At 66.7% G+C, this 25,498-nt stretch carries 31 protein-coding genes; 19 read left to right on the top strand and 12 right to left on the bottom strand.

The window, feature by feature from the left end; all coding sequences use genetic code 11:
• A complete protein-coding gene (gene phaZ, locus WS75_RS13795; RefSeq protein ID WP_059680947.1) occupies nt 1–1,215 on the bottom strand; it encodes a polyhydroxyalkanoate depolymerase in 1,215 nt (404 codons plus the stop codon).
• Between the two features lie 145 nt (nt 1,216–1,360).
• Here phaZ and WS75_RS13800 point away from each other — a divergent pair, with 145 nt between their 5' ends.
• The gene (locus tag WS75_RS13800; RefSeq protein ID WP_059680948.1) at nt 1,361–1,894 is read left to right on the top strand and encodes a flavodoxin family protein; all 534 of its coding nucleotides are present in this window, start codon (nt 1,361–1,363) and stop codon (nt 1,892–1,894) included.
• A complete protein-coding gene (locus WS75_RS13805; RefSeq protein WP_059680949.1) occupies nt 1,891–4,224 on the top strand; it encodes an FAD-dependent oxidoreductase in 2,334 nt (777 codons plus the stop codon). The genes WS75_RS13800 and WS75_RS13805 overlap by 4 nt, the downstream gene beginning before the upstream one ends.
• Here WS75_RS13805 and WS75_RS13810 read toward each other — a convergent pair.
• The 3 genes from WS75_RS13810 to WS75_RS13820 all read right to left on the bottom strand — a co-directional run bounded on the left by WS75_RS13810 (nt 4,196) and on the right by WS75_RS13820 (nt 5,462).
• Nucleotides 4,196–4,495, bottom strand: coding sequence for a GYD domain-containing protein (locus WS75_RS13810; RefSeq protein WP_059680950.1), 300 nt, complete (start codon nt 4,493–4,495; stop codon nt 4,196–4,198). The two genes, WS75_RS13805 and WS75_RS13810, sit on opposite strands and share 29 nt — an antisense overlap.
• Before the next feature lie 50 nt (nt 4,496–4,545).
• Entirely contained in the window at nt 4,546–4,965 is a 420-nt protein-coding gene (locus WS75_RS13815; protein WP_059680951.1) for a hypothetical protein, read from the bottom strand.
• 158 nt (nt 4,966–5,123) lie between these two features.
• Complete coding sequence (locus tag WS75_RS13820; protein WP_257129371.1) at nt 5,124–5,462, bottom strand: hypothetical protein; 339 nt, start codon at nt 5,460–5,462, stop codon at nt 5,124–5,126.
• A 310-nt stretch (nt 5,463–5,772) separates the two neighbouring features.
• Between WS75_RS13820 and WS75_RS13825 the strand changes: the two genes are divergently transcribed.
• The 4 genes from WS75_RS13825 (at nt 5,773) to WS75_RS13840 (ending at nt 8,004) form a co-directional block, all read left to right on the top strand.
• Nucleotides 5,773–6,246: a hypothetical protein gene (locus WS75_RS13825; RefSeq protein ID WP_257129372.1), complete on the top strand. Its 474-nt coding sequence runs from the start codon at nt 5,773–5,775 to the stop codon at nt 6,244–6,246.
• Nucleotides 6,243–6,893, top strand: a complete 651-nt coding sequence (locus tag WS75_RS13830; RefSeq protein ID WP_059680953.1) for a BON domain-containing protein — start codon at nt 6,243–6,245, stop codon at nt 6,891–6,893. The genes WS75_RS13825 and WS75_RS13830 overlap by 4 nt, the downstream gene beginning before the upstream one ends.
• A 61-nt stretch (nt 6,894–6,954) precedes the next feature.
• Nucleotides 6,955–7,404, top strand: a complete 450-nt coding sequence (locus tag WS75_RS13835; protein WP_059680954.1) for a CBS domain-containing protein — start codon at nt 6,955–6,957, stop codon at nt 7,402–7,404.
• Nucleotides 7,405–7,494: 90 nt separating this feature from the next.
• Nucleotides 7,495–8,004, top strand: coding sequence for a hypothetical protein (locus WS75_RS13840; protein WP_257129373.1), 510 nt, complete (start codon nt 7,495–7,497; stop codon nt 8,002–8,004).
• Nucleotides 8,005–8,127: 123 nt separating this feature from the next.
• Here the strand turns inward: WS75_RS13840 and WS75_RS33540 are convergent, their stop codons facing one another.
• The gene (locus tag WS75_RS33540) at nt 8,128–8,433 is read right to left on the bottom strand and encodes a hypothetical protein (RefSeq protein WP_156429775.1); all 306 of its coding nucleotides are present in this window, start codon (nt 8,431–8,433) and stop codon (nt 8,128–8,130) included.
• Between WS75_RS33540 and WS75_RS13850 the strand changes: the two genes are divergently transcribed.
• The 3 genes from WS75_RS13850 to WS75_RS13860 all read left to right on the top strand — a co-directional run bounded on the left by WS75_RS13850 (nt 8,432) and on the right by WS75_RS13860 (nt 11,416).
• Complete coding sequence (locus tag WS75_RS13850) at nt 8,432–8,887, top strand: hypothetical protein (RefSeq protein WP_059681059.1); 456 nt, start codon at nt 8,432–8,434, stop codon at nt 8,885–8,887. The genes WS75_RS33540 and WS75_RS13850 overlap by 2 nt on opposite strands.
• Before the next feature lie 79 nt (nt 8,888–8,966).
• Nucleotides 8,967–10,343 carry a nicotinate phosphoribosyltransferase gene (locus WS75_RS13855; RefSeq protein WP_059681060.1) on the top strand — a complete coding sequence of 459 codons (1,377 nt, stop codon included), beginning with the start codon at nt 8,967–8,969 and terminating at the stop codon, nt 10,341–10,343.
• Nucleotides 10,340–11,416 (top strand): hypothetical protein, encoded by a 1,077-nt coding sequence (locus tag WS75_RS13860; RefSeq protein WP_059680956.1) that lies wholly within the window; start codon nt 10,340–10,342, stop codon nt 11,414–11,416. Before WS75_RS13855 ends, WS75_RS13860 begins: the two co-directional genes overlap by 4 nt.
• On the opposite strand, the gene WS75_RS13865 is transcribed toward WS75_RS13860, so the two are convergent.
• The gene (locus tag WS75_RS13865) at nt 11,394–12,380 is read right to left on the bottom strand and encodes a ribose-phosphate diphosphokinase (protein ID WP_059680957.1); all 987 of its coding nucleotides are present in this window, start codon (nt 12,378–12,380) and stop codon (nt 11,394–11,396) included. The genes WS75_RS13860 and WS75_RS13865 overlap by 23 nt on opposite strands.
• Before the next feature lie 44 nt (nt 12,381–12,424).
• On the opposite strand from WS75_RS13865, the gene WS75_RS13870 reads away from it, so the two are divergent.
• The 3 genes from WS75_RS13870 to WS75_RS13880 all read left to right on the top strand — a co-directional run bounded on the left by WS75_RS13870 (nt 12,425) and on the right by WS75_RS13880 (nt 14,626).
• Nucleotides 12,425–13,384, top strand: coding sequence for a hypothetical protein (locus WS75_RS13870; RefSeq protein WP_059680958.1), 960 nt, complete (start codon nt 12,425–12,427; stop codon nt 13,382–13,384).
• A gap of 246 nt (nt 13,385–13,630) precedes the next feature.
• Entirely contained in the window at nt 13,631–14,008 is a 378-nt protein-coding gene (locus WS75_RS13875) for an AAA-associated domain-containing protein (RefSeq protein ID WP_373558505.1), read from the top strand.
• Between the two features lie 153 nt (nt 14,009–14,161).
• Nucleotides 14,162–14,626 (top strand): hypothetical protein, encoded by a 465-nt coding sequence (locus WS75_RS13880; protein ID WP_059680960.1) that lies wholly within the window; start codon nt 14,162–14,164, stop codon nt 14,624–14,626.
• A 31-nt stretch (nt 14,627–14,657) separates the two neighbouring features.
• Here WS75_RS13880 and WS75_RS13885 read toward each other — a convergent pair whose 3' ends face one another.
• Nucleotides 14,658–15,251, bottom strand: coding sequence for a rhomboid family intramembrane serine protease (locus tag WS75_RS13885; RefSeq protein ID WP_059680961.1), 594 nt, complete (start codon nt 15,249–15,251; stop codon nt 14,658–14,660).
• Nucleotides 15,252–15,542: 291 nt separating this feature from the next.
• Between WS75_RS13885 and WS75_RS13890 the strand changes: the two genes are divergently transcribed.
• Complete coding sequence (locus WS75_RS13890) at nt 15,543–15,992, top strand: CBS domain-containing protein (RefSeq protein ID WP_059680962.1); 450 nt, start codon at nt 15,543–15,545, stop codon at nt 15,990–15,992.
• Nucleotides 15,993–16,053: 61 nt separating this feature from the next.
• On the opposite strand, the gene WS75_RS13895 is transcribed toward WS75_RS13890, so the two are convergent.
• Nucleotides 16,054–17,664 carry a bifunctional aminoglycoside phosphotransferase/ATP-binding protein gene (locus WS75_RS13895; RefSeq protein ID WP_059680963.1) on the bottom strand — a complete coding sequence of 537 codons (1,611 nt, stop codon included), beginning with the start codon at nt 17,662–17,664 and terminating at the stop codon, nt 16,054–16,056.
• A gap of 400 nt (nt 17,665–18,064) precedes the next feature.
• On the opposite strand from WS75_RS13895, the gene WS75_RS13900 reads away from it, so the two are divergent.
• From WS75_RS13900 to WS75_RS13915, 4 genes are all read left to right on the top strand, one after another.
• Entirely contained in the window at nt 18,065–18,565 is a 501-nt protein-coding gene (locus WS75_RS13900) for a hypothetical protein (RefSeq protein ID WP_257129374.1), read from the top strand.
• Between the two features lie 203 nt (nt 18,566–18,768).
• Nucleotides 18,769–19,239, top strand: a complete 471-nt coding sequence (locus WS75_RS13905; protein WP_059680965.1) for a universal stress protein — start codon at nt 18,769–18,771, stop codon at nt 19,237–19,239.
• Nucleotides 19,240–19,270: 31 nt separating this feature from the next.
• Nucleotides 19,271–19,546: a DUF1488 domain-containing protein gene (locus WS75_RS13910; RefSeq protein WP_012218261.1), complete on the top strand. Its 276-nt coding sequence runs from the start codon at nt 19,271–19,273 to the stop codon at nt 19,544–19,546.
• 177 nt (nt 19,547–19,723) lie between these two features.
• A complete protein-coding gene (locus WS75_RS13915) occupies nt 19,724–20,158 on the top strand; it encodes an Hsp20/alpha crystallin family protein (protein ID WP_059680966.1) in 435 nt (144 codons plus the stop codon).
• A gap of 104 nt (nt 20,159–20,262) precedes the next feature.
• Here WS75_RS13915 and WS75_RS13920 read toward each other — a convergent pair whose 3' ends face one another.
• Nucleotides 20,263–20,928 (bottom strand): nitroreductase family protein, encoded by a 666-nt coding sequence (locus WS75_RS13920; RefSeq protein ID WP_059680967.1) that lies wholly within the window; start codon nt 20,926–20,928, stop codon nt 20,263–20,265.
• A gap of 231 nt (nt 20,929–21,159) precedes the next feature.
• On the opposite strand from WS75_RS13920, the gene WS75_RS13925 reads away from it, so the two are divergent.
• Together WS75_RS13925 and WS75_RS13930 are read left to right on the top strand one after the other, a co-directional pair.
• Nucleotides 21,160–21,810, top strand: a complete 651-nt coding sequence (locus WS75_RS13925; protein WP_059681061.1) for a BON domain-containing protein — start codon at nt 21,160–21,162, stop codon at nt 21,808–21,810.
• Nucleotides 21,811–21,858: 48 nt separating this feature from the next.
• Nucleotides 21,859–22,098: a hypothetical protein gene (locus tag WS75_RS13930; RefSeq protein WP_059680968.1), complete on the top strand. Its 240-nt coding sequence runs from the start codon at nt 21,859–21,861 to the stop codon at nt 22,096–22,098.
• An 83-nt stretch (nt 22,099–22,181) separates the two neighbouring features.
• On the opposite strand, the gene WS75_RS13935 is transcribed toward WS75_RS13930, so the two are convergent.
• The 3 genes from WS75_RS13935 to WS75_RS13945 form a co-directional block, all read right to left on the bottom strand.
• Nucleotides 22,182–23,939 carry a SulP family inorganic anion transporter gene (locus tag WS75_RS13935; RefSeq protein ID WP_059680969.1) on the bottom strand — a complete coding sequence of 586 codons (1,758 nt, stop codon included), beginning with the start codon at nt 23,937–23,939 and terminating at the stop codon, nt 22,182–22,184.
• Nucleotides 23,940–24,082: 143 nt separating this feature from the next.
• On the bottom strand, nt 24,083–24,283 hold the full coding sequence (locus WS75_RS13940; protein WP_257129382.1) for a hypothetical protein: 201 nt from the start codon (nt 24,281–24,283) through the stop codon (nt 24,083–24,085).
• A 173-nt stretch (nt 24,284–24,456) separates the two neighbouring features.
• The gene (locus WS75_RS13945; protein ID WP_059680971.1) at nt 24,457–25,485 is read right to left on the bottom strand and encodes an LOG family protein; all 1,029 of its coding nucleotides are present in this window, start codon (nt 25,483–25,485) and stop codon (nt 24,457–24,459) included.
• Between the last annotated feature and the right edge of the window lie 13 nt (nt 25,486–25,498).

The raw sequence follows: 25,498 nt of genomic DNA on the forward strand, positions 1-25,498 counted from the left end.
TCACGCCATGCCCGTGCGCGGCCGGCCATCTTCCGAGCGAGCGAATGCCACCTGCAGTTCAGGATGCACGTCGGTGCGCCAGTGATCGCCGGTAAAGAGTCCGTAGTGGTCGCAATCGTCGATGTCGACGCGTTGCCGCGCATTCGCTGCGAGACTGCTGCACATGGCCAGCGCGGCATGGGTCTGGCCGGCACCGGTGACGGCATCGCATTTGCCTTCAACGGTCAGCAACACGATCGAGCGCAGTGCGGCGGGCTCGACGCGCTGGCCGTGAACGTGCCAAGTCCGGTTTGCCAGGCATGCCCGCTGGAACACGATGTCGACCGTATCGAGGAAGTACTCGGCGGGCATGTCGAGGAGCGTCAGGTATTCCCGCAGCGCGCGGCGTGCGGTTGCGAGTGCGTTGGCGTCGCCGCTCGACACCGCTCGTCGATAGCGATCGACCAGCGCCACGTAGTGTTGCGGATAGGCGAGCGCGATCTCGGCACGCTGCAGATAGGCCGGAAATACCTGTCGTCCGTATCCGGCGAAGCCGTGCGGCACCGTATCGATCAGCGTGGCGCGACACCAGTCGAGCGAATGCGAGCGGGCCGCGATCCCGAGCGCACTCGGATTGATGCGGGCATCGAGGGGGCCACCGATCAACGTCAGGCTCGCAGGCACCGCGGCATCGCGTTGTGCGCGCAGCGCGATGGCGCCGAGCGACGGAAACGTCGCCTGACAGACTGCGACGACGTGCACCGGTCGCGCGTCCGCAAGCAGGGTATCGATGAAACCGTCGAGCATCGACACGTATTCGTCGAGGCCGAATCGGCCCGCGTCGCGCGGCACATCGCGCGCATTGATCCAGTCGGTGATGCAGACGTCGCCGTCGGCCAGCAGGGTCTCGACCGTCTCCCGCATCATCACGGCCACATGGCCGGCCAGCGGCACGCAGAGCAGGATCACGCGTTGCGTACCCGCGTGCGAGAAGCGGCGCAGCGTGCAAAACGGAGTGTGCGCGACGATCGTTTCGTCGAGGTCGACGCGACGGTCGCCCACGTCGATCGACTCGATGGCGAACCGTGGCGCGTCGGGCTGCAGGTCGAGCAGGGGTTCGAACAGATCGGTGTAGTACGACGAAGCGGCATCGGGCCAAAGGCCGCATGTGAACCGCGCCGCCGTGTCCCACGTTCGCAACCATTGCCGTTGCTGTTCGATCAGGTCATACCACATGGCGCATGGGCGGGAAGTCGCGTGAAATTCGGACAAGCCTACTGTCGCCGGATCGTGCGGCGACGGGTTGACCTGCATCAGCATCGCCCCGATCGCCGGTGCATAAGCTGGTGTACGGATCCCGGACGGATGCACGGAGTGGAACATGGACACGTCTCGAAGCATGCTCGTCGTTTTCTACTCGCGCAGTGAAACGACGGCGGCGGTCGAGCGGCGGCTTGCTTCGGAACTCGACGCGGATTGCGAACGGCTTCAGGAAGCCGACGATCGGCGGCGGGCGGGGGCCGTCGGCTTCCTGCGTTCGCTCGCGGACGTGATCCGCGATCGTGCCGCGAACCTGCGGCCGACTGCCTCTTCGCCGTCGGCATACGATGCGGTTGTGATAGGCACACCGGTCTGGGCGGGCCGCGCATCGACGCCGGTTTCGACCTGGCTCGCGCGGCACGGGAGCGAACTGCGCGCGACCGCATTCTTCTGCACGATGGGCCTGCGCGGCGACCTGACAGCATTCGGGCAGATGCAGGCGCTGGCGCGGAAAAGGCCGATCGCGACGTGCGCGATTTCCGGGCGCGATATCGGTCGCGGCCTGGCCGCTCGGAAGCTTGCCCGTTTTGCGCGGGCGATCGACCGCCGGCTTGCCGCCCGCGAACGGCACTTGAGCGCGGAGCGGGCAACGTGACGGCGCGGTCTGGGGGCAAGCGCGACTACGATCATCTGCTGGTTGGCGGCGGCATTGCCAGCGTATCCGCGGCGCATGCGTTGCGGCGCGAAGATCCGTCCGCTCGCATCGCGATCCTGTGCGGCGAACACGTGTTGCCGTATCAAAGACAGCCGCTGACAAAGGAATTTCTCGCAGGAAACCTCGCCCCGGCGGCAATCGCGATACACCCGGCGGGGTTCTACGAGATGCGCAGGATCGACCTGCTTCTGGGGGCGAGGGTCGCGTCGGTCGACTGCGGCGCGCATGTCGTCAGGCTGGAGGATGGTTCCGCGATACAGTACGGCAAACTGCTGATTGCAACCGGTGCGTCGCCACGCAGTCTGGCGGTGCCGGGGGCAACGCTGGCGGGCATCGGTCACCTTCACGACCTCGACGACGCGCTTGTGCTTCGCGCCCACGCTGCGCGCCAACGACGCCTGCTTGTCGTGGGCGGCGGCTTCACGGGATTCGAGGCGGCGGCCACGCTGCGCGAGCGCGGTCTGGAGGTCACGCTCGTCGAACGCTGCGAGCGGCTGTTACCGCGGCTGAATTCCGTTCGGCTATCCGATCACTTTGCCGGGTTATGTGCGACGCGCGGCGTCGACGTTCGAACCGGAATGACGGTGGAGCGCTTCATCGGAAAGCAATCGATCGAGGCGGCCGTGCTCGCCGACGGCCGCGTCATCGAATGCGACCTCGTCGTGATTGCCGTGGGCGTCGAGCCGAACTGCGGGTTTCTCGCGGGCAGTGGCATCGCGATAATGGATGGCGTGCTTGTCGATGAATGCCTGCAATCATCGGATCCGGACGTCCATGCGGCCGGCGACGTCGCGCGGTTTCACGATCCGGTATTCGGCGTGCAGAGGCGTATCGAGCACTGGGACAACGCGGTGCGTCAGGGTCGCCTGGCCGCCAGGAACATGCGCGGTGCGCGCTTGCCCTATCGGGATGTATCGATTTTCTACGGAAGCGTATTCGATGTACCGTACAACTTCCTCGGCAACGCTGCCGATGCGACCGAAGTCGTCGAACAGGGCCGATTCCCGCATGCTCCGTACTCGTTGCTCTATCTGAGACATCATGTCCTGCGCGCGATGTTCTCGATCGGTGTGCGCGCGGATGAAATGACCGCCGCAGAGGAGGCGATCCGCCATCGGGTCAACCTCGGCGCGCAAGTCGAGGCTGCGACGCACGACGAATTGCGGCTGTGCGAACTGCCCGCGCGAACGGTCCTGATCCTGCAGGGTGGCGGTGCGCTCGGCGCATTCGAAAGCGGCGCGATCGCCGCGCTCGAGGCGCGCGGCGTCCGTCCCGATGTGATCGCGGCCGTGTCGATCGGCGCGTTCAACGGCGCGATCGCCGCGAGCCATCCGGGGCATGCGGCCGAAGCACTCGACGCATTCTGGCGCGAACTGTCGATCAGGAGTCCGGTGGGCGTGCCATCGTCCGCCTATGCGGGACATGCGTTTCTCGCGTGGCATATCGCGCTGTTCGGCGTTCCGAATTTCCTTCGGCCGCACTGGTTTCTTGACGGGATTCCGCCGTTCGGCCTTGCGCCATGGTGGACGAGCTGCTACGACACGCAACCAATGCTCGCGCTACTGCGCCGGCATGTCGATTTCGACGCACTGGCGGGCAGCGCGACGCGCCTGCTGCTTGGAGCCGTGGACGTGGAGAGCGGGGAACGGCGCATCTTCGACAGCTATGTGGATCGCATCACACCGGAGCACCTGCTCGCCAGCGGCAGTCTGCCGCCCGCGATGCCGTGGACGCGCATCGACGGCCGCGCTTACTGGGACGGCGGCATCATCAGCAACTCGCCGCTCGATCTCGTGATCGAACGGTGCGGGCGGATAGCAGGGCGCGTGTTTGTCGTTGATTTGTTTTCAGGGTCGCGCCCGTTGCCGTCGAACCTGATCGAGGTCATGCTGCGGCGCGACGAGCTCGTCTATGCCGATCGTGTTCGTAACGACCTGCGGTTCGAGGAAAACGCGAACGACTTTCGCGATCTCGTCGAACGCATAACCAACCAGCTCGATCCCAAAACGGCGGCGCGCATGCGACAACTCCCGGAATACATCCGGCTGATGGGGGGGCGTGCGCCCGTACGGATCTTCAGGATCGCGCTGGATGGCCAGGTCGGAGCCAGGGGCACTTTCGCGCGCGACTTCGATTTTTCCGATACATCGATTGCAGCGCTGTTCGAACTAGGCCGCAGCGCGGCGCTCGCCGTGCTCGCGTCCAACGCGACGGAACCGCTCGGGGGCCTGGCCGGCCGGCCTAGTCGACCGAGGCCATCAACGCCTTGAACGCTTTCCACTCCAGGGCAGGGAAGACTTCGACGCTCGCGTGGCCCAGCGTGCGCATGCCGGCGGAAATTCTGAAGGCGGTGTCCAGATCGGGGGCGGTGAAAACGTCGAGATAGTCATAGCGACCCATCAATGCGAAATTGTGCAGCCATTCGATCTGACCGCACGTCTTCTGCAATCGGTGGACGGCGTGATGCTCGAGCTCGGCCAGTTTGTCCGGCGTCTTGACTGCGTCCGGCGACAGGCGTGTAAGCATGACAAAGGTAGGCATGACGAATCCCCAAGGTGTCGCCCCGTGACGGAGCAAGGGAAGGACGGCAATCACCCGACCGGCGATGTGCGAGCCGGTCGTCTGGCGGACGACGAAGACGGTCCCATGCCTTGCCCGAACCACGGAATCTCGGCACGGAGCGACGCGACATACCGTGCCCAGCCTCCCGGATTGCCGGAGAACAGCCACGCGCATACGGGCTCCGCGAGGGCATCGCGATCGAGCGGCTCGTCGAGCAACAGCTGCGGCCACAGACAGTATGCGTGGAGGATCGCGCGCGTGAATTCACGCACGGTCATGTGCGCGAACACCTGATTCAGCAGTGGAATGTCCGCGAGTATCGGCTGCGCGGTCAGCAGCGAATCTAGCGTCCTGTCATCCGGCTCGTATTCGAGCACGCAACTGAGCGTTCGCAGGATGCTGCCCAGGTGCACGAGCAAGGCGCGGCGAGCTTCGGTTTCGTTTGGCATGGGTGGCGTCCGGATTGGCGGAACGGATGGCTCCGCGTGCTTCCTGAAATCTATGAGCGATGTCGCGCGCGAACGTTGATGGCGGTCAACCAAAGCAGTCAGGACCGTTCGGCATATCGGCCTCGATGGCCTCAGCAGCGCGAGTGCCTGCCATTCTGTCAGCGGGGCACCGTGCACACTCCGGCCCGAGACCGGGACGCCGCTGCCAGTATCGCGACGGCCTCGTCGTCGTCCACCTGAGAGAACGATCGATAGAACGCGCCGACCGAGAAGGCTTCGTCGGACTGTTCGATGCATACCACCTCGTCGGCATGGGGGCGGACTTCATCGAGGCCTCGGGCGCAGGCCACCGGTACCGCGCAGACGAGCAGTCTCGGGTGCCCCATGCGCGCCGCGTGTAGCGCGGCAATCAGGGTCGCGCCAATCGCGAGTCCCGGTTGCCATGGCGCGCGCAACTTGCGCACCAGCACGACGTCGAGGTCGCCATGCAGGCGCATCGCGAGGATGCTTCCCTGTATCAATACGCCGCGTGGTATTGCCAGGGAGGGATTTCACGCCGCACCTGGCGACGGGAAGTTCGACGCGTCGACCCGGCAAGCAATCCGGTCCTGTTCCGCGAGGCACGCGCATCGGTGTTTCGATGGCTTTGCATCAGACGAAACGGAGAGCGTTTCGATCGCTCGGGTCTGCTGGATGACCTGCGTCAAGACCGATTGCCCGGCAGGAGCGAATATTGATGTTCTCGCATGTCGACCTCGACATGTGCCGTGCCGTCAGCGTCTTCACGTTCATGATACGGACACCATCATGCTCGCCTTGTTTACGAACACGTCGAATCGCCAGATCATTTCCCGTTCCGAAGCCTCGGCACCGAGCGAGTCGGCTGCTACCCCGCACCGGCATGACCGGATCGATGCCGATGGCGAACGGCTGCTGAGTCCGCACGAAATCGCGATCCTGATGGTGCTCGCCAGCAGGGCGACCCCGTCGACCTGCGCTACCTCGTCGATCGCGGTCTCGTTCGACTGGATGCAGCATCGCTTGCCGAGGCGCCCGCCAGCCTATCGGCCGACGGGCGCCAGATGGTGTTGCGACTCGCCAGAGGCGATCGCACCAGGCAAGAGCGCAACGTCGGTGTCACGATTGCGTTTCGCGCGATCGCGGCGGAGAGATCGGCCGCGATCGCGCACCACGCCGCGCGCTGACCTGTATCAATTCCACGCGGTGCAGCGGGAATTACCGTTGTCTTCATCGATTGCGGACAGGAGTCGATGGCCATGAAAAGCGACAGCGACCTGAAGCGGGACGTCGAGCAGGAACTCGAGTGGGATCCGTCGATCGATGCGGTGCGCATCGGCGTCGAAGTGCACGAACGCATCGTGACGTTGACTGGGCACGTCGCCAGCTATCTGGAAAAGGTCGCGGTGCGCAAGGCCGTCGAGCGTATCGAAGGCGTGCGCGGCATCGTGCTGGAACTCGAGGTGCAAACGGACGACGGCAAGCGTCGCTCGGACGAGGACGTCGCCATTGCAGCGCGCTCGCTCCTGATGTGGGATGCGGGGCTTGGCGAGCAGGCCGTGCACGTGACGGTCGAGAACGGGTGCGTGACGCTGTCTGGCGAGGTCATGTGGAGCTATCAGATGCAGGAGGCGGAGCGGGCCGTCGAGCGGCTGCGCGGCGTCACACGGATCATCAACGAGATCCATGTCCGGCCGCATCCGACGCAATCCGACATCGCGGGCAAGATCCAGGCGGCCTTGATTCGGCATGCAACGGAGGAGGCCGCACACGTCGCCATTACCGTCCAGGACGGCTACGTCACGTTGACTGGCCAGGTGGGCTCGCTGAGCGAACGGCGGCTTGCCTTCGATGCCGCGTGGTCGGCGCCGGGCGTGCGCGACGTGGTCGATCAACTTACCGTTGCATGACGGTTCGGGCGGCGGCGGACATCGATCGATGGTCCGCGTTGCCCCGGCCGGGAGAACGAACATGAATGCCGCGATGCTCTGTACCCGTGATGTCGCCATGTGTTCGGCACGAGCAACCGTCGTCGAGGCGGCGGAAATGATGCGAGACGCGCACGTCGGCGATCTGATCGTCGTGCGCGAACAGGAGGGGCGACGCGTGCCGGTCGGCATGGTGACCGATCGCGACATCGTGCTGACGGTGGTCAGCCCCGATGCGCAGGCCGGCTCGCTGTTCGTCGGTGACATCATGACGGCGCCCGTCGCGACCGCGAACGCCGACGACGACATCTGGCTGCTCGCGAAGCGGATGCGCCAGCACGGCGTCCGTCGATTGCCGGTCGTCGGCGGCGACGGCGAACTCATCGGCATCGTCTCGCTCGACGATCTGCTGCGCGCTGCCGCGGCGCTGCTCGATGAGTTGCGGCTCGTGGCGGCCCGCCAGCCGTATTTCGAGGAGAAACAGCGTGGCTGATCCGGTCGGTGCCAGCTTCCGTCGCGCCGTGCATGACGCAGCGGCGGTCTCGATGCAGGTGCGATGCGCCCCTCGGACGCGCGCGATCCCATGACACGCGGCCGGCATACCGGTCCGCGCACGCCGATGCGCTGGTGGCTCGGCGCAATCGGGCTCTGCCTGCTGCTGTCGAGCGCGACGACGTGGCTCGGGGCGATCCACGACCATCCGGTGAGCACCGGTGTCTTGACCGGCATGACCGCGCCGGAATGCGGGGGCGTGAGTGCGCGGCCGGCCGGATCGCTGCTGATGACACCGATTCCCGAATACGACGTCTGCCTGCCGCTGTTCGTTTATCGCGCATCGTATCCGGATGCCGCGAGCGACGTCGCGTCGTACCGCACCTGGATCCTGCAGCAGCGGGTCGGTGAATTCTGGCAATTGTTCGGCTATGTGCTTCTGCTGTGGGCCGCGATCCTGGGCCTCGTCGCCGGCCCGATATGGATCTTGCGGCGGCGGGCCGGATATCGTCATCGCGCTTCGCGACGTGGCGCGACCGATGATGGAAGCGGCATGCGCTCGCACGGCAAGCAAGGGGGTAATCATGACGATTTCCGGTGAATTGAACGCGGCGGACTGGACCGTGGCGATCGAAACGGTTGACGTTGCGACCGGCGGCTACCGCTGCCGTGTCCACGTGATGGTCCGCTCGCCCGACTGCAAGTGCGAGCATGTCTTTCCGCATCACCGGGTATTCGCGACCGAGCGTGAAGCAGCGCTGGAGGGATTGCGCAGCGGAATGACGTGGGTCGAAATGAAGAAATCGGACACCTTCACGTACTGACCGACGGCGGTGCTCACGGTCATCTGCGCTGCATGCGAACCGGCGAGCGCGGCGACACGAACCCTGCGCGCGCGGCATGACCCGAGGCCTGCGAATGCGGCATCGCCGGCATCCCGCCGGGCCGCGGGCACGCGTTGATCCCGGTCAAAGCCGCGCGGCACGGCCTCAATACGATGGATCGCATCTCCGCGAAGAATGACGACCATGAACAGGCTCAGACGCGCATGCCGCGTGCTCGTGCTGTGCGCGTCGGCGTGCTGCGTGCCGACGCAGCCGGCACATGCCCAGCATGCTCGCCATGTACCCCGCCAGGATGTCCACGGCGGGGATTTCCACGGGCGGGACTTTCGCCACTTCGCGCCGAGGGAGCGTGCGCGATGGCAGCGCGGTCGATGGGTGCAGGAATGGCACGGCGGGCGTTACGCGTGGTGGTGGATCGTCGACGGATACTGGTACATCTATCCGGAACCGATGTATCCGTATCCGACCTACATTCCGCCTGCGATCGTCGTGCAGCGGCCGCCACCGACCCCGGCCCGGCTGCCGCCGGCTCGCGCGTGGTACTACTGCAACGACCCGCGCGGATACTATCCGTATGTCGCGTCGTGTAATGGCGTGTGGACCGCGGTTCCATCGACTCCGGGGGCCGCGCCGCAATGACGGAAGCGACGCTTGTCTGCAACGAAGCGGCCGGATACCGGCCGCACGATTGCGCGCGAGCGACGCGGGAGGGCACATGATGAACGGATCCTGGCCGGACGCTGACGCCGACGACGTGCTGCTGGCGGATTGGTATGAACTGACGATGATGCAGGCCGCGTTCGATGTCGGAATGAACGACATGGCCAGCTTCGAGTTCTTCGTACGGGCGCTGCCCGAGCATCGGGCATTCCTGATGGCGGCGGGACTGGCGCACGTGCTCGACTATCTGGAGGGCCTGTGCTTTACGGCCGTTGCCCTCGAGCGACTGGCCGCGACCGGGCGCTTGCGAGCGGATTTCCTCGCGTCGCTTGCCGACTTCCGCTTTACGGGCTCCGTCGACGCGATGCCGGAAGGCACGGTGTTTTTCGCCGACGAGCCGATCCTGCGGATCACGGCGCCGCTTCGCGAGGCGCAGTTCGTCGAGAGTCGCGTGATGAACCTGCTTCATTACGCGACGCTGGTTGCCAGCAAGGCCGCACGCGCCACGCTCGTCGCGCATGGCAGGTTGCTGGTCGACTTCGGCCTGCGGCGCGCGCATGGCGCGGAGGCGGCGATGCTGTCCGCGCGGGCCAGCTACCTTGCCGGATTCTCCGGCACGGCGACCCTGCTCGCCGGCTTGCGTTACGACATTCCCGTCTATGGCACGATGGCGCATTCATACGTCCAGGCGCATGACGACGAAGCGCTCGCGTTCGAGCATTTCGCGCGATCGCAGCCGGATAACGCGTTGCTGCTGATCGATACGTACGATACGGAGCACGCGGCGCACAAGGTCGTCGAACTGGCGCGGCGGCTTGCGCCCGAGAACGTGCGCATCAAGGGGGTCCGGATCGACAGCGGCGATCTGGCGGCGCATGCGCGCAACGTGCGCGCGATTCTCGACGACGGCGGCCTGACGGACGCGACGATCTTCGCGAGCGGCAATCTCGACGAAAACCGGCTGCTGGAGCTTATCCACCAGCATGCGCCGATCGACGGTTTCGGAATCGGCACACAGATGAGTACATCGGCGGACGCACCGTGCCTCGACTGCGCGTACAAGCTCGTCGAGTATGCGGGCCGGGCGCGCTGCAAACGCTCGGAGGGCAAGGCCACGCTGCCCGGCAGCAAGCAGGTGTTTCGGGAATACGGCCCGGACGGGCGAATCGCCGCCGACAGCATCGGACTCGACGGCGAACACATCGACGGAACCCCGCTGTTGCGGCCCGTCATGATCGGAGGGGCGCGACTCGCTGCCCCCACGCTCGGCGAGAGCCGCATTCACGCAATGCGCGAACTGTCCACGCTACCCGACCCGATGCATGCACTGATGCCCGTCATGCCGCTGCAGCCGGCGATTTCTCCGGCGCTGTCGACACTCGTCGCGCAGGAGAATGCCAGGACGGACACGCACGCGGGGCAGCAAGCGGCATGAACGATGCCCCTATCCCGGTCGGTCGCGCGATCACGCTGAGCGACAAGGTGTCCGCGTTACGCATGCCCGCAGCCTGGCCAGACGGCACGAGATCGGTCGAGGCCGTGGAGACGCACATGTCGTGGGTATTCCTGACGGACCGGTACGCGTGGAAGCTCAAGAAGCCCGTGCGCGCGCCGCAACTCGATTTTCGAACGATGGCCGCGCGCCATCGCTTCTGTTGCGAGGAGGTGCGTTTGAACCGTCGGCTTGCGGCCGACGTCTATCTCGACGTGGTGCCGCTCGTCGTCGACGCCCGCGGTTGCCTGCATGCGGACGGACCTGGCCAAATCGTCGACTGGCTGGTCAGGATGCGGCGCCTGCCGGCTGCACGCATGCTCGACCGCGTGTTGTCGCGTGGCATGGCTACGGCAGGCGACGCGTGTCGCATCGCGGCTCGCCTGAGCGCCTTCTACCATACCCTGGCACCCGCGCGAATCGACGGTGCGGCTTATCGCGAAGCGCTGCGTTGCACGATCGACACCAATGAACGCGCGTTGTGCAAGCCGATCGCGGGCCAGTCCGCCGATACCGTGCGGACGCTCTGCGCACGGCAACGATCGTTGCTCGTCTGTGAAGCCGCGCGCTTCGACCTGCGTGTGCGACAGGGGCATGTCGTCGAAGGGCACGGCGATCTGCGTCCCGAACACGTCTGCATCGACGATCCGGTCGCGATCATCGATTGCCTCGAATTCTGCAGACGACTGAGAGTCCAGGATGCGGCCGACGAGGTCGGCTTTCTCGCGCTCGAATGCGAGCGTCTCGGCGCACCGGGTTTTGCGGACGCGCTCGTCAATGCCTATCACTCCGCGAGCGGCGACGATGTCGATGACGGATGCGTGAATTTCTACCAGAGCTGCCGGGCCATGACGCGCGCGCGGCTCGCCGCGTGGCACCTGCGCGAGCCCGCATTCAGGGCGACGCCGGTCTGGCGCGATCGGGCGAGCACGTACATCGCGCTCGCCCGGCGGCACGCTGACGACTGCGAGCTCACATGGGTGGCAAGCCACGTCAGCGCCGCAGCAGGTCCGTGAGCGAGCCGCCGCGATGGATACGCGCAATCGCCTCGGCAAACAGCGGCGCGCTGTCGAGTATCGCGAGCTTGTCCCTGAGCGGCCCGGCCGGCACGCGCCAGGGCGGCACCGTGTCGGTCACGGCGATGCCGGCGAGCGAGTCGCCGCCGAGCAGGTCGGCCGCGTCTTCAAAGAACATCCCATGCGTCGCGACCGCATAGACGGATTGCGCGCCGAGCGTGCGGCAATCCTCGGCCGTGCGGGCCAATGTCGTCCCGGTTCCGATCAGGTCGTCGACGATGACGGCGCAACGGCCGGCGACCTCGCCCACGATCGGCTTGGGTGTCACGACGCCGCCGCTGCGCAGCTTGCCGGCGAACGCCGCGTCGACCGGGCGCCCGATGCGCGCTTCCAGCCGTGCACGGAAATCCTCGGCTCGCCGCACGCCTCCTGCGTCGGGCGATACGACCACGACCGGCCGGTCGCCGGCTTGCCCGGCGAACCATTCGACCAGCATGCCGTTCGCCTCGAGATGCTCGGTAGGGCAGCGAAACGCGTTCTGGAACGCCGCGATGTTGTGGATGTCGATCGTGACGACGCGATCGACGCCCACCGCTTCGAGCAACGTGGCGACATAGCGCGTGGATACCGGATCGCGCGGCTGAGACCGGCGGTCCTTGCGCGAGTAGCACAGGTAGGGCGTCACCGCACAAACGCGTGCGGCCGACGCGTCCTTCAACGCGCCGATGAACAGCAGCAACCGGCACAGCTTGTCGTTGACGGAACTGCCTGGCTCGCCGTGCAGCGACTGCACGACGTAGACGTCGTGTCCGCGCACGCTGACAAGCGCACGCGTCTTGTGTTCGCCGTCCTCGAACGGACGTTCCTCGTGCGCGGCGAGCGTGACGCCGAGACGGGCCGCGATTCGTTCACCGAAGGCGCGACACGAGGCGAAGGCAAATAGGCTGAAAGGGAGTTGTTCCATGGCATGGCTACCTCGATTCATGCAGTTATCGGGCGTTGCGAATCATGACGCGCTTTGACGTGTTCAACGGTGATGCGGACGGCATCTGTTCGCTTCAGCAACTCCGGCTCGAGATGCCGGCCGAGTCGGTGCTCGTGACCGGCCCCAAGCGCGACATCGCGCTGCTCGCGCGCGTGCCGGCCGCCCGAGGCGACATCGTCACGGTCCTGGACGTTTCGCTCGACGCGAACCACGCGGCACTCGATGCGTTGCTGGCGCGCGGCGTCGACGTCGACTATTTCGATCACCACATGCCCGGCGCCGTGCCCACTCATCCGCACCTTCACGCGCATATCGACACGGCGCCGGACACCTGCACGAGCATCATCGTCGACCGGTACCTGGCGGGCCGGCAGCGACTCTGGGCGGTGGTCGGTGCCTATGGCGACAATCTCTTCGGCGTGGCCGGCAGGCTCGCCGCCGCCTGCGGCCTGACGGATGCCGATGCCTACTGTCTGCAGGTGCTCGGCGAATCCGTCAACTACAACGGTTACGGCGATCGCCCGGACGATCTCCTCATGGCACCGCTGGCCGTGTATGCGGTGGTGCGGGAATATGCGAACCCGCTCGAGTTTGCGAGGTCGCCCCTCGCGCGGCGGCTCGATGCCAACCGGCGGCGCGATATCGCGCGTGCGGAGCGACAGCGCCCGAACATCGCGCTGCCGGGGGCGGATGTCTATATCCTCCCGGCCACGCGCTGGGCGCGTCGCGTGCGCGGCGTTTTCGCCAATCGGCTCGCGCGGGGCGACGCAGCACGCGCTCACGCGGTGCTGACGTTGTCGGCCTCGGGTGGGTACACCGTCAGCGTTCGCGCGCCCATCGCCGCACCGTATGGCGCCGATCGTCTTTGTCGCGCATTTCCGGAGGGCGGTGGCCGGGAAGGGGCGGCCGGCATCAACCGGCTCGCCCCGGAGCGCCTCGACGCGTTCGTCGAGGCGCTCGCGAACGCGTACCCCGCCGCGTGAGCCGACGCAGGCGCGCTCGTCGGTGCGGTATGGCGTAGCCGGAACGGGTGTCATCCGGATGCTCCTGAACGGTGGCCGTTGCGCGGCAGGACTCGCTGCAATCGTGGCGCCGCGCATTGCCGGGCGGTTGACGCAGGTCAAGCCTGCCGGCCGCCCCGCCCGGGAAGATGAACCGCCATCATCGGCGGGGAGAGGCGTCGTGGAGCACCATGCGGAGGTAGTGCGCGGCGGGCGCTGCTCGGCACGATTGCATCGGCGCTCGCGCTCCGGACCGACGCGCTGTATTCGACGGCGGCCGCGCTCCATCTGCTCGCGTTTGCCGAATGGCACGACCGGACCATCCGGCTGAGTGCCGCGGGCCACGTGTTCGTACAAAGCGACGACGATGCCCGGCGGCGTCTGTTTCGCGAGCATGTCGTCCGGTTCGTGCCGCTCGCCGAGCATATCGACGAAGTGCTGGGCGAACGCGAAGGGCATCGCGCGCCGCGCGAGCGTTTCGAACTCGAACTCGAGGATCATCTCGATCCGCGCAGCGCGGACCAGGCGCTGCGGGTCGTGATCGACTGGGGCCGCCACGCGGGACTGTTCGACTACGACGACCATACCCGCACGTTCGGCTGCTGACCGCTCGGGCTGCATGTCGGTCGCGTGCTTGATCGGCGTCAAGCGTCGCCCGGCGGGGCGTGCGACGCTGGACGAACCGTCGACGCAACCGCGTCGATCCGGCAGACACGCTCCGCAACTCGACGTCAATGACCGTTCACGGGAGGACTGACCATGAACTGGCTTTCCGAATACTTCGCCCAGCGCACGAGCCCGCTGTCGCTTTCGCTCTGGGTCCATCCGCCGCTCGCGCTCGGGCCCGACGGCCCGGTCTGTCGGGAGCCTTACCGCCTGCCGTACCCGGGCGTGGAACTCGTTTTCACACCGGCGGAGGCGGTCGAGCGCGGCGGGAAGATCTACACGCTGCCGGCCCGTTATGACTCCCGGGGGCTGCTAGCCGCGCGCAGCACGGCGCATGACGAGGCTGTGTCGTTCTTCCACGAGGTGACGATTTTCGCGCCGTCGCAGTTCAATCGCGACTTCGTCGTGACGGTCAACGGCGAATTTTCCTTCGTGCCGTCGTTCTGGCAGGACGGCTCGCCCGGTTTCTCGGGCGTTTGCGTGCCCGCCGCGAGCGGTCGCGCGGCCGGCGAGAAAGCCGGTCCACCGTGGCTGTTCCAGGGATATCTCAGCATCTAAAGCGCGTTCCCGCCATCGGCGGGAACCGGCGTCACGTGTGCTCGTTTGCGCGTGTTCGCCAGAAGGCGAGGCACGCGAGCGCGCCGAGCATTCCGCCGAGATGGGCGAAATGCGCGACACCGCTCGTGTCGCCGCTGAGGCCGGACAGCAATTCGGTCAACGCATAGCCGGTCGCGAAGAGCCATGCGGGCATCGGTACCGGTGGAAACAGCAGCACGACGCGTCGTTTCGGAAACAGCACGGCATAGGCGATCAGCGCGCCGAAAACGCCGGCCGACGCGCCGACGGTCGGTGCATTGCTGGGCGGCAGGGCCTGGATCACCGCGAGTTGCGTGATCGCGCCGGCCAGCACGCTCGCCAGATAGAGCGCGAGAAAGCGCGCGCGCCCGAGCACGCGTTCGACGTCGCGTCCGAACATGTAGAGCCCGAACATGTTGAACGCGATATGGGCGAGGCTGGCATGCAGCACGCTGTAGGTCAGCAACTGCCAGACGTGGAAATCCGGTGTCGCCGGCACGCCCGGTCGTGCGGGCGGCCATAGCGCGAACAGATCGATGAGCACCGGCCAGCCGGTCGCCTCGGCGATGAACACGGCGAAGTTCACCAGAATCAATGCGTAGGTCATGGCGACGGAATCCGCGGGACGGATGTGGCGTTGCCGGCCAGCGGTGCGGCCGGAATCGAATTGCACGACATAACGTCACGTTATCGGTGGCACGTGCGTGGCCGTTGAGGCAGATCATGGACGGTCGCCGCCTCGCCGTCCGCGCCTCGTCAGGCCCCGACGGCGAGCGGCAGGTTGACGTGCGTCAAGCCGGCCCGGGGCGCCGCGCTTACCCTGAACTCGGGAAACATGCGTCGCCGCGGCGCGGTGCGCATGCGTACCGTCCATGCAAAGGGCAATGGGAGCCTCATCATGCACATCGGAAGAATCAGTACCCAACCGGTCGAATCGTGCACGGCCGAATGCAGTGCGTTTGAACTGGCCGATCGCATGCGGCACGCGCATGTCGGTGACATCGTCGTGATCGAGTACCGCGATGGCGAAGCCATTCCGATCGGCCTGGTTACCGACCGCGACCTGGTGATCGAGGTGATGGCCCGCGGCGACGATCCGGGCGAGGTGAAGGCCGGCCAGATCATGTCGCGGGGTCTCGTCGTCGTGTCCGACACGGACGAGATCGGCGTCGCGCTCGAGGAGATGCGTCGGTCGGGCATTCGGAGACTGCCGGTCGTCGACGATGCAGGCCGCCTCGTCGGTATCGTGACGCTCGACGATATCGTCGAGCATCTCGCGGGGTTGCTCGGCGGCGTCGTGGAAGTCGGCAAGCTGCAGCAGATCGAGGAGCAGCGTTTCCGCGCGTGACGTTGCGGGGCCGGCGCCCGGCGCGGCCGGGCCGTTTGCCCGAGGCATTCGCCCCGCGCGCTCACGTGCGCAGCGTGGCGATTAACGGCGCCCAGAACGCGCGGCTTTCGTACGCCGCGGCATCGCAATCGGTGTCGAAACGAATCGCGATCGCGGCCTCGGCTTCGGTGAGCGGGTCGGCATGCTCGATCTGCCGGGCCAGCACGGCGGTGTCGGCATCGGAGGCATCGCGTCCGCGCGCCGCCCGGGCAGCGACACGCGCGGTGAGCGTTGCCCGACTCGCGGTGAAATCGAGCATTGCGACGCGCACGCCGAGCCGTGCGGCGAGGGCGACGAACGCCGCACGGTTGTGCCGGCGCAGGAACGTCGCGTCGACAATCGCCGTGTAGCCGCTGTCGAGGACCACGCGCGCCTCCGAAAGCAGCCTTTCGTAAATCTCGTCGATCGCCGTGTCCGAATACGCGCCGGGGGACAGGCGGGTGTCGGCCGATGCACCGGCCACGCGCTTGCGCTCGACGTCGCTGGACAACCGGATGGCGCCGAGTTGCGCGGCCAGTGCCCGGCTGGCCAGCGATTTGCCCGAGCCGGAAACCCCGTGACACAGGAGCAGCACCGGTTGCGCTTCGCGTCGTGCATCGGCCATCGCCGACGCAATGCGCAAGTAGCCGGCGCGCGCCGCTTCGTCACCGCGCAGTCGGGCGGTCAGCGCGCGTACCAGCGCACGGTAGACGAAGTAGCACGGCAGCACGCCCAGTGCAGCATGGTCGCCCGTGCGTGCCAGCCAGCCGGAAAGGAGGCGGTGGGCACAATCCGCGCGTCCGTGAGCGGAGAAATCCATCAGCGCAAACGCGAGATCGCTCGCCACGTCGATCCAGCGCAGCGTGTCGTCGAATTCGATGCAGTCGAACATCAGGATCCGGTTCCGCCAGCAGACGATGTTGTCGAGATGAAGGTCCCCATGGCACGCGCGCACGAAGCCGAGCGCATGCCGATCGGCGAGCAGCGGTGCGATGCGGGTCAGTTCGGCTTCGTACCAGGCGCGCAGCGCGGATTCGTCCGGCACCGTGACGTCGAGCGTGTCGAGCAAGGGCCGGCACTGGGCGGCGACGCTCGCTGCGCTGCCGGGATGGCCGCGTGGCGGACGGCGCGAAGCGTGCAGATGATGGCGGGCCAGCGTATCGGCGAGGGCGTCCGCATCCGCCAGACCGTCGTCGTGCGATGCGCTGCGAACCGACAACATCGCCCGCGCGTCGAACCGGCGCATGCGTACCACGTACTCGCCCGGCACCGTCTGCTGCCGGCGTCGGCGTCGGCGCCCGCCGGTCGGCACCGGTGCAGCGAACGCACATCGCCGGCCGTGCGGGACGAGCGGCCAGACACCCAGATACAGCGGGCCGGCGAACGGCCGATTGAGCGTGCACTCCGCGAGCGCGCAGCGGCGCCGCAGTGCGGGCCGCATGAGATCGACGAAGGCGAAGTGCACCGGCTTGATGCGCTTGTACGCGTAGCGCCCGGCCAGATAAACGACGGACAGATGGGTTTCGATCCGCTCGATCCGGCCCGCGGGGTGGGGATAGGTGGCGGGTCGGCGCATTGCGCGATCGAATTGCGTCGACTTTCGTCGTGCATCTCCGCGACTCAGCGCGAACGGAACATGCGGCGATCGGGGCATGATGAACGGATCGGTTATACGGGCGCGCGTTCGGGTTGCCGCACCCGCTGGAGTGGGTTCGAAACGAGCATCGGGCATGGCACATTCTCGCCAGCTCGATGTCACTGGATCGGGTTGACCGGCCAAGGGTCGCCGATTCGACGACCCCTATTGCAGCCGACCCACGCATGTTTCGACTTGATGTCCGTCAAGCAGGGCTTACTGGGAGGGCGGGCTGCGTCGGCCGGCCGCCGCCTCCACACGGGCCGCGATGATGCGCTGTCCGTCGCGCGCGAACGCGTCCGATGACACACGTCAACGGCGTTCGGTGGCGGGGCAATACAGTTGAATTCAGCGCTTGCGCAATGTGGCGCGTGACTGCATGCGAAATGCCGCATGCCAGTCGCGATACGGTGGCTTGATGCCGAGCGCGATCATGCCGTTCCGTTGCGAGCGGAACTCACGGCCCCGCGAGGCATTGGCGATGAAAAGACGGATGTTGATGGTTGGCGTGGTGCTTGCGCTGGGTGCGTGTGCAGGATCGGACCAGCTCGCGGCCTTCAGGTCGACGGAGACGCAACTGCTTGCGATGCGTCAGGCGGCGTCGCTGCAGTGTTCGACCCCGTCCGAGTGCGACCGTGCGTGGAGCCGCACGCGGCGCTACGTCCAGGATCATTCGTCAACCCGAATCACGCGATTCAGTGCGGACCAGATCGAAACGGCGCAACCGTATCTGGGTGGAGAAGTCTATCTTTGGGCATCACGCGCGGAATCGGGCGGCGGCTCGGTGATCCGGCTCAAGGCGATGTGCAAGGGCATGTATGACAGCAACGGCGGCCCGGGATGGCAATACGATGTGTGCGCCAGAAAAATCCTTCAAATCGAGCAAGGCTTTCGGTCAGACGAGAAACCGCCGGGCTAGCGGCAGATGCCGTCAGCCTTCGGCAATGCGGCGTATCGCCTCTCGGTCGGCCGGATGCCGGCCAACGGCCGCCCGCTTCTTCTCGTGCCGGTTTCGTAGCGGCTCCAAACCGTTGACCTCGGTCAACGCCTGCTTGCGGCGAGCACCGATGATGGAAGCGAATCCGGACGCCGCCGGCGCGTCGCTTTATCCGCGAGGTTCGCATGTACACGAATATCATGGTTGCCACGGACGGTAGTCCTTCGGCGAATCAGGCGCTCGACGAAGGCCTCAGGATGGCCAGGTTATGCGGCGCCCGCCTGTTTGCCGTGTTCGTCGTCGACACATCCACGCTGTTCGCCTACAGCCGCCGCATGGAGACGGAAGCGTTGCTCGACGAGATCCGGCGCCATGGCGCCGCGATCTTGCGGGACGCCGACCGGACGATTTCGCGCGCGGCAGTCAACGGCGAGACGGAAATCATCGAGACCGATTTGGGTCAGGACGTCGCGGAGCGCCTGCAGCGCTACGTCGTCGATCATTCGATCGATCTGGCCGTGGTCGGCACGCACGGTCGACGCGGTGTCCGGCGGCTGGTGCTCGGCAGCGTCGCCGAACGCTTCCTTCGCGCATCGAGTTGCGCGGTCATGCTCGTGCGCAGCGAGGATGCGTCACACGCCACGGTCGCGGCCTAGGGCCAGTGCGCCACCTGTCCAGGTGATCATCATGCAGATATCGTTTCCTTCCGAACATCCGACGTATTGCGACCTCGATTCCGCGCTGAGCTTTCCGGCGCTCGTCGAAGGTCGCCGCGTGCGCTGCGCGATCACCTCGGCCGCGCTGGAAGACCACTTCCGCGCGGCGTCGCCGCGCGAGCAGGATCTCGTCGACGCCTTTGCGCGCCATCGTCCCGCCATCGAGCGCGCTGCCCGCCGCCTGCTCGAGGAAATCGGCGGACGGCCGATCCTGCTCCACAGCGGCCATTTCCGGTTCTGTACGTAATCGACCGCCACCCTTGACGCGCATCAAGCGCGTGCCGGGGCGGGCGGGTACGCTGTATTTCCAAAGATCATTCGTCCCATGCGCGGCATGTGGTGTCGCGCCATCCGATCTTCATTGCGGCCGATGCTGTCGGGACGAGAGCGCCGGTCGCATGTCACCGTATGAGGAGTACGAACCATGAGCAACATGACGCGTTACGATCCGTTTTCGATGGAACCCGTATCCGATCTGTTCCAGGGGCTGTTCAGGCCGCTGCGCGGCATGGCACTGGCAGACGAGCCCGACCTTGCGTCGATGAAGATCGACGTCACCGAAAACGACAAGACGTATACGGTCAAAGCGGAACTGCCCGGCGTCGCAAAGGACGACATCGACGTCCAGGTGACGGGGAATACCGTATCGATCAACGCGAAGATCGAGCGCAACACCGAACAGAAGAACGGCGAACGCGTGATCCGGCGCGAGCGCTACAGCGGTGCGATCAGCCGCTCGTTCTCGCTGCCCGGCGACATCGATGATGCCAGCGCGACGGCGGCGTATCAGGATGGCGTGCTGTCGCTGACGCTGCCGAAGAAGGCGCAGATCGGGCAGAAGAAACTCACGATCAGCTGATCGGACGACGGGCAACGGGCGATGCAGGCACGCATCGCCCATCGGGAGGATCCGGCGCGCGGAGCGATCCGCGCGCCGTTTCGTCGGAACGCAAGCATGTGCCCTCACGCATGCGATGGCGTACTGCCGGTCCGATAGCCGACCGTCTGCGCGAGGATCGGCAACTCGTCCTCGTTCAGTCGCAGCGCGTCGGCGAGCGTGCGGTGATTGATCCAGCCGCGCACGACCGTTCCGAGGCCGGCCGCCGCGCAATACAGCGAGACGTTCTGGGCGATGGCGCCGGCCGCGATCGCCGAGAACACGTCGCGTTGCTGCGGCGGCATGTCGAGGATCGCGCCCGTCCGGACGACGTAGACGAGATCCAGCGGCGCGCGGCCGACGAAGTCCTGATAGCCCGTGAGGTTGCGTGCATCGACCGCGTGTTTCAGCACGAGCCGATGCGCGGGCGCATCGTAGCGATAGACCCCGTACGGCAGCGCGACGTAGATGTCGATTTCATTGAATGCGTGCGCGGACGGCGCGGTACGACCGCCGCTCGCCGGGCGGTTGATGCCGTCCGCTGCCCACAGCATCGTGCCGAGTGTCATCGGCGGGAGCGGTGTGGAGGCGAATTCGCGGGTGCTCATTCGCGTCGCGAGCGCCGCCATCAGCGGCACGTCGTTGTCGAGCATCGGGCGCGGCAGATCGACGATCGCCGGCGAGTCGCCCTCGGGCGGCGCCGGCTGCATCACGGGCGCCGGCGAATAGGCCAACAGCTGCTGTTCGGTCATTCGAGTCTCCTTGAAGCGTGAGTGCGCGTGCCTGGAACGTCGCGCATCGGCGATCTCACGATAAGACGGCCGGGCCGTAGCGGCTTGACTTCCGTCAAGTGGCGTTCCGGCCGGCACACGATGTGCGGCGCGCGGCATCCGTTGACTTGCATCAGCGATCGGGTGCCGCGCGTGTGCAAATCTGGCTACGTGCGGCGCACAGGCACGCCGCGGCTCACAGGAGAGCAGACGATGAAAACCGACAAGCAGTTGAAGCAGGATGTCCAGGACGAACTGGAGTCCGACCCGTCGATCGATTCGACACGCATCGGCGTCGAGGTGACCGACCGGATCGTGACGCTTTCGGGGCACCCGCCGAGCTACGCGGAGAAACTGGCGATCGAGCGCGCGGCGAACCGCGTGGCCGGGGTCAAGGCGCTCGTCGTCGACATGACCGTGCATCTGCCGGACGACGACGTGCGCACCGACGAGGACATCGCAAAAGCGGTGCGCTCGGTGCTGCACTGGACGGTCGGGCTGCATGACGACGCGGTCAAGGTGCAGGTCGAACGCGGCTGGATCACGTTGTCCGGCAAGGTCGACTGGGCGTACCAGAGCCACCTGGCCGTGCGCACGATCTCGCAGATGCGCAGCGTGACGGGCGTGACCGACCACATCGCGGTACAGGGGACGGTCGGTGCGGACGACATCGGCGGGAACATCAAGCGCGCGATCATGCGTCACGCGGAGCGTGAGGCGAAGCACATCGCCATCGACGTGCACGACGGCACCGTGCGGCTGTCCGGCAAGGTCGGCTCGTTTTCCGAGCGCAAGGCCGTGCGCGGTGCCGCGTGGTCGGCGCGCGGCGTGCGCGCCGTCGTCGATGATCTGGTGGTCGAGTAAGTCCGGCTGGCGGATGTGCGATTCGCGGCGAGTCAGGAGGGCGGTCGGATGACACTTACGGGCGAACTTCACGAAGCGGACTGGTCGGTCGCGATCGAGACGGTCGCGGCCGAATCCGGCGGGTTCTGTTGCCGGATCCACGTGACGCTCAACTCGCCGGACGGCGCTTGCGAGCGAACGTTCGCGCACAGCAGGACGCATGCAACCGAGCGCGAAGCCGCGATCGATGCGCTGCGAGCCGGGATGACGTGGATCGAGATGAAGAAGTCGAACACCTTCACGCTCTGAAGCGGTGGGCGGGGCGGGTCGACGAAGGCATCGGCCCCGTCGCGCGATGCGGCGAGCGCCACATCGATTCGCGCCACTGTCGTCTACCGCGTCTTGTGCGAGACGCGCCGGCGCTGCGCGCGCTTCCTCTTGCAGCCACGCGCATGTCGCGCCGGCTGCCGAACATGCCTGGCAACCGCATCGGTCACGGTCGGAAAGAAGCTGGCCTCACCGAACACGTCGAACAGGCCGTAGGCGCGCAGGCGGTCCTTCACCGGCCCCTTCATCTCCGCGAAATTCATCGCGATGCCGCGTTCCCCGAGTTCCGCGTGCAGTGCCACGAGCCGGTCCGCGGCGCTGACGTCGATGTCGGTGACGGGCTCGGCGGCGATCACGATTCGCGTGACCGGATCCGCCGCTCGCGCGATCGCCGCGAGCAGATGCTCGCAGAAGATCTCGACGTTCGCATAGAAGAGCGGGGCATCCCAGCGGAACAGCACGAGCCCGGGCGTTTGCACCGCGTCCGGATGCCGCGCGACGTCGTGATAGCCGCGCACGCCCGTCAGCCGGCCCAGCAACGCGTCGTACGGATGCCAGGCCCGCCAGACGAACGACAGCAGCGACAGCGCGCTGGCGAGCAGGATGCCGGGTACGACGCCCATGCCGATCACGCCGGCGAAACACAGCATCGAAATCAGACATTCGCCACGGCGCATGCGGTATAGCCGCACGACGCTGCGCACGTCGGCGATGCCGAACGCCGCATAGATCACGACAGCGGCCAGCGCCGTGCGCGGGACGAACGTGAGCAGCATCGGCGCGCCGATGAGCAGAATCGCGATGCACGCGGCCGCGACGACATTCGTGACCTGGCTTTGCGCGCCCGCGGCGATCGCGACCGGTGTGCGGGACGCGCTGCTGCTGACCGCGCAGCCCTGCGTCACGCCGGCGAGCAGATTGGCCGCGCCCAGTGCGATCAGCTCCTGGTTGCGGTCCGGCGCATCGCCTGCCCGTGCGGAAAGCGCGCGCGACAGCATGCTGATGTCGGCGAATGACACCAGTGCGACGGCGATCGCGCCGGACGCAAGTGCGCCCACGTCGGCAAGCGAGACGGCCGGCAGGCGCGGGGCGGGCATGCCGGCCGGCAACGCGCCGACCGTGGCGACGCCGTGCAACGACGGCAGGCGAGCGGCGAGCGTTGCCGCCAGCACGGCGATCAATATGCCGGGCCAGTGCGGCGTCACGCGTTTGATCAGGATGATGGCCGCCAGCACTCCGACGCCGAGCAAACCGGCAGCGGTGGAAAAGCGACCGTCGACGAACGCATGCACGATGTGCGGCACGCTGGAAAACACGTCGCTGCCCGACACCGGCATGCTGAACAGTTCGGGCAGCCGCCCGACCACGAGCGCGATGGCGATGCCGTTCAGGTAACCGTACTGGATCGGGCGCGACAGCAGATCGGTGACGAAGCCGAGACCGAGCGCGCCGAGCAGGATGCAGATCGCGCCGGCCGACAGCGCCAGCGCGCCGGCAAGCGCGATCGCGCGTTGCGGATCATGGGCGGCAAGCGGGGCGATGGCACCCGCGATCAAAGCCGCCAGAGCGGAATCCGGGCCGAGAACGAGAATCCGGCTCGGGCCGAGCAGCGCATAGGCGAGCAATGCAGCAATCGACGCATAGAGGCCCGTGATGGCGGGCAGCCCGGCTGCCTGCGCGTAGCTCATGCCGACCGGCACCAGGACGGCCGAAAGCGCGATCCCCGCGTACAGGTCGCGCGAAAGCCACGCTCGACGATAGTGCGCGAGCAGCGCTACACCCGGGAGCATGCGGGTGATCCGTCCGGATAACGCGCGGTTCATCGCGGCTTCACCGCGGAAAGGTCGGGGCGAAAGGGGTGCCTTGCCCCGACAGGCAGGCGGTCATCGGAACGTGGCCGCCCCCGAACAGACGCGTGAAACCGCGCAGCGACAGGGGCCGTCGCACGACGCCACGACGCCGGGCATCACACCACCTTGAGCGTGGACAGCTGCAGCGCTTGTGCGAAGCGGGCCAGTGTGGCGATCGATCCCGTCACGCTTTCGTACCGCTCGCGCCCGATCTGCCCGTCGAGTATCACGAGCATGCCGGCGTCTCGAGCGAGTGCGACGAGTGCCACCGCGTCGAGCGCGGCTGTGTCGGACGTGTCGGATGCGGCGGCCCGCATCTCCGAATCGGAACGATAGTCGGCGTGTGACATGACGTCTCTCCTGGTTGTTGTGCGATCGGTGTGCCGGTCGGCCGGTATCCGTGGTTTCAGTATCGTTGCCGCGCTCCCCCGATTCAATCAGCCGGCCCCGAAGTCGCGGTAGGAAACACGCCCGCGTCGTCGGCGGATTCCTACACTGCGCGTCGCTTCGAAGACGCCTTGCAGCGAGCCGGCGCGCGTTCCCGGCGCCGCGCATACCAGCTTCCGATCGCGTGCCAGATCGCCGCGGCGGATTCGCAATACGTAAACAGTTCCAGATCGCGGCGGTCGATCATCCCTTCATCCGCGAGAAACGCCAGGTCGACCGCGCGGCGCCAGTACGCCTCGCCGACGAGGACGACCGGCAGCGGCGCGATCTTGTGCGTCTGCAGCAGGGTCAGCACTTCGAACAGCTCGTCGAACGTGCCATAGCCGCCAGGGAAGAAGACGGCCGCTTTCGCGCGCTCGAGCAGGTGCAGCTTGCGGATCGCGAAATAGTGAAACCGGAAGCAGAGATCCGGCGTGATGTACGGATTCGGCGCCTGCTCGCGCGGCAGCTCGATATTGAAGCCGATGCTCGGGGCGCCGCGCTCGTAGGCGCCGCGGTTGGCGGCTTCCATGATGCCGGGGCCGCCGCCGGTGACGATGGCCAGCCGCGCGGTGCGCGTGCACCGGTCGGCATGGGCGACGATGCGCCCGAACTCGCGCGCGACGCGGTAATACACGCTGAATTCGACGAGCCGGCTGGCAATCGTGACGGCGCGCCGCCGGCTCGGGTCGTACGGACGCTCCGCGAGGAGGCGATTCGCTTCGTCCAGCCGCGCGTTAGCGACCGACGGCGCGACGATACGCGTGCTGCCATAAATCACGACCGCATGGCCGATCCGCTCGTTCTGCAGGCGCTCCTCGGCTTTCCAGTAATCGAATTGCAGCCGGATACCGCGCATGCCAGACCCCTCCAGAAGGGTCGCATCGTCGTTGACCGGGGTGCGGTCCGGGATGTTGGCGGTGCGCCGCGTGCGGCGTGAGATGTGCTGGGTGCCATCGTTGCGGCCGACGGCATCGGGTTTCGTGCGTAGCTGTTTGCCGCGCGCCTTCGCGATCGTCGCGACGGGGGCGGGACGGCGGCGTGCGTTGCTTTTTGCCCTGCCGGCGGGAGCGCGTTTGACGGTGGTCGACATCAACGGAAGCGCC

Source organism: Burkholderia sp. FL-7-2-10-S1-D7 (assembly GCF_001524185.1).
Classification (GTDB): Bacteria; Pseudomonadota; Gammaproteobacteria; order Burkholderiales; family Burkholderiaceae; genus Burkholderia; species Burkholderia diffusa.

Bases quoted from the DNA above. Each gene is read 5' to 3' on its own strand.
- phaZ (WP_059680947.1), bottom strand. From the start codon at position 1,215: ATGTGGTATGACCTGATCGAACAGCAACGGCAATGGTTGCGAACGTGG.
- WS75_RS13800 (WP_059680948.1), top strand. From the start codon at position 1,361: ATGGACACGTCTCGAAGCATGCTCGTCGTTTTCTACTCGCGCAGTGAA.
- WS75_RS13810 (WP_059680950.1), bottom strand. From the start codon at position 4,495: ATGCCTACCTTTGTCATGCTTACACGCCTGTCGCCGGACGCAGTCAAG.
- WS75_RS13815 (WP_059680951.1), bottom strand. From the start codon at position 4,965: ATGCCAAACGAAACCGAAGCTCGCCGCGCCTTGCTCGTGCACCTGGGC.
- WS75_RS13820 (WP_257129371.1), bottom strand. From the start codon at position 5,462: ATGCGCCTGCATGGCGACCTCGACGTCGTGCTGGTGCGCAAGTTGCGC.
- WS75_RS13825 (WP_257129372.1), top strand. From the start codon at position 5,773: ATGCTCGCCTTGTTTACGAACACGTCGAATCGCCAGATCATTTCCCGT.
- WS75_RS13830 (WP_059680953.1), top strand. From the start codon at position 6,243: ATGAAAAGCGACAGCGACCTGAAGCGGGACGTCGAGCAGGAACTCGAG.
- WS75_RS13835 (WP_059680954.1), top strand. From the start codon at position 6,955: ATGAATGCCGCGATGCTCTGTACCCGTGATGTCGCCATGTGTTCGGCA.
- WS75_RS13840 (WP_257129373.1), top strand. From the start codon at position 7,495: ATGACACGCGGCCGGCATACCGGTCCGCGCACGCCGATGCGCTGGTGG.
- WS75_RS13850 (WP_059681059.1), top strand. From the start codon at position 8,432: ATGAACAGGCTCAGACGCGCATGCCGCGTGCTCGTGCTGTGCGCGTCG.
- WS75_RS33540 (WP_156429775.1), bottom strand. From the start codon at position 8,433: ATGGTCGTCATTCTTCGCGGAGATGCGATCCATCGTATTGAGGCCGTG.
- WS75_RS13855 (WP_059681060.1), top strand. From the start codon at position 8,967: ATGAACGGATCCTGGCCGGACGCTGACGCCGACGACGTGCTGCTGGCG.
- WS75_RS13860 (WP_059680956.1), top strand. From the start codon at position 10,340: ATGAACGATGCCCCTATCCCGGTCGGTCGCGCGATCACGCTGAGCGAC.
- WS75_RS13865 (WP_059680957.1), bottom strand. From the start codon at position 12,380: ATGGAACAACTCCCTTTCAGCCTATTTGCCTTCGCCTCGTGTCGCGCC.
- WS75_RS13870 (WP_059680958.1), top strand. From the start codon at position 12,425: ATGACGCGCTTTGACGTGTTCAACGGTGATGCGGACGGCATCTGTTCG.
- WS75_RS13880 (WP_059680960.1), top strand. From the start codon at position 14,162: ATGAACTGGCTTTCCGAATACTTCGCCCAGCGCACGAGCCCGCTGTCG.
- WS75_RS13885 (WP_059680961.1), bottom strand. From the start codon at position 15,251: ATGACCTACGCATTGATTCTGGTGAACTTCGCCGTGTTCATCGCCGAG.
- WS75_RS13890 (WP_059680962.1), top strand. From the start codon at position 15,543: ATGCACATCGGAAGAATCAGTACCCAACCGGTCGAATCGTGCACGGCC.
- WS75_RS13895 (WP_059680963.1), bottom strand. From the start codon at position 17,664: ATGCCCCGATCGCCGCATGTTCCGTTCGCGCTGAGTCGCGGAGATGCA.
- WS75_RS13900 (WP_257129374.1), top strand. From the start codon at position 18,065: ATGCCGAGCGCGATCATGCCGTTCCGTTGCGAGCGGAACTCACGGCCC.
- WS75_RS13905 (WP_059680965.1), top strand. From the start codon at position 18,769: ATGTACACGAATATCATGGTTGCCACGGACGGTAGTCCTTCGGCGAAT.
- WS75_RS13910 (WP_012218261.1), top strand. From the start codon at position 19,271: ATGCAGATATCGTTTCCTTCCGAACATCCGACGTATTGCGACCTCGAT.
- WS75_RS13915 (WP_059680966.1), top strand. From the start codon at position 19,724: ATGAGCAACATGACGCGTTACGATCCGTTTTCGATGGAACCCGTATCC.
- WS75_RS13920 (WP_059680967.1), bottom strand. From the start codon at position 20,928: ATGACCGAACAGCAGCTGTTGGCCTATTCGCCGGCGCCCGTGATGCAG.
- WS75_RS13925 (WP_059681061.1), top strand. From the start codon at position 21,160: ATGAAAACCGACAAGCAGTTGAAGCAGGATGTCCAGGACGAACTGGAG.
- WS75_RS13930 (WP_059680968.1), top strand. From the start codon at position 21,859: ATGACACTTACGGGCGAACTTCACGAAGCGGACTGGTCGGTCGCGATC.
- WS75_RS13935 (WP_059680969.1), bottom strand. From the start codon at position 23,939: ATGAACCGCGCGTTATCCGGACGGATCACCCGCATGCTCCCGGGTGTA.
- WS75_RS13940 (WP_257129382.1), bottom strand. From the start codon at position 24,283: ATGCGGGCCGCCGCATCCGACACGTCCGACACAGCCGCGCTCGACGCG.
- WS75_RS13945 (WP_059680971.1), bottom strand. From the start codon at position 25,485: ATGTCGACCACCGTCAAACGCGCTCCCGCCGGCAGGGCAAAAAGCAAC.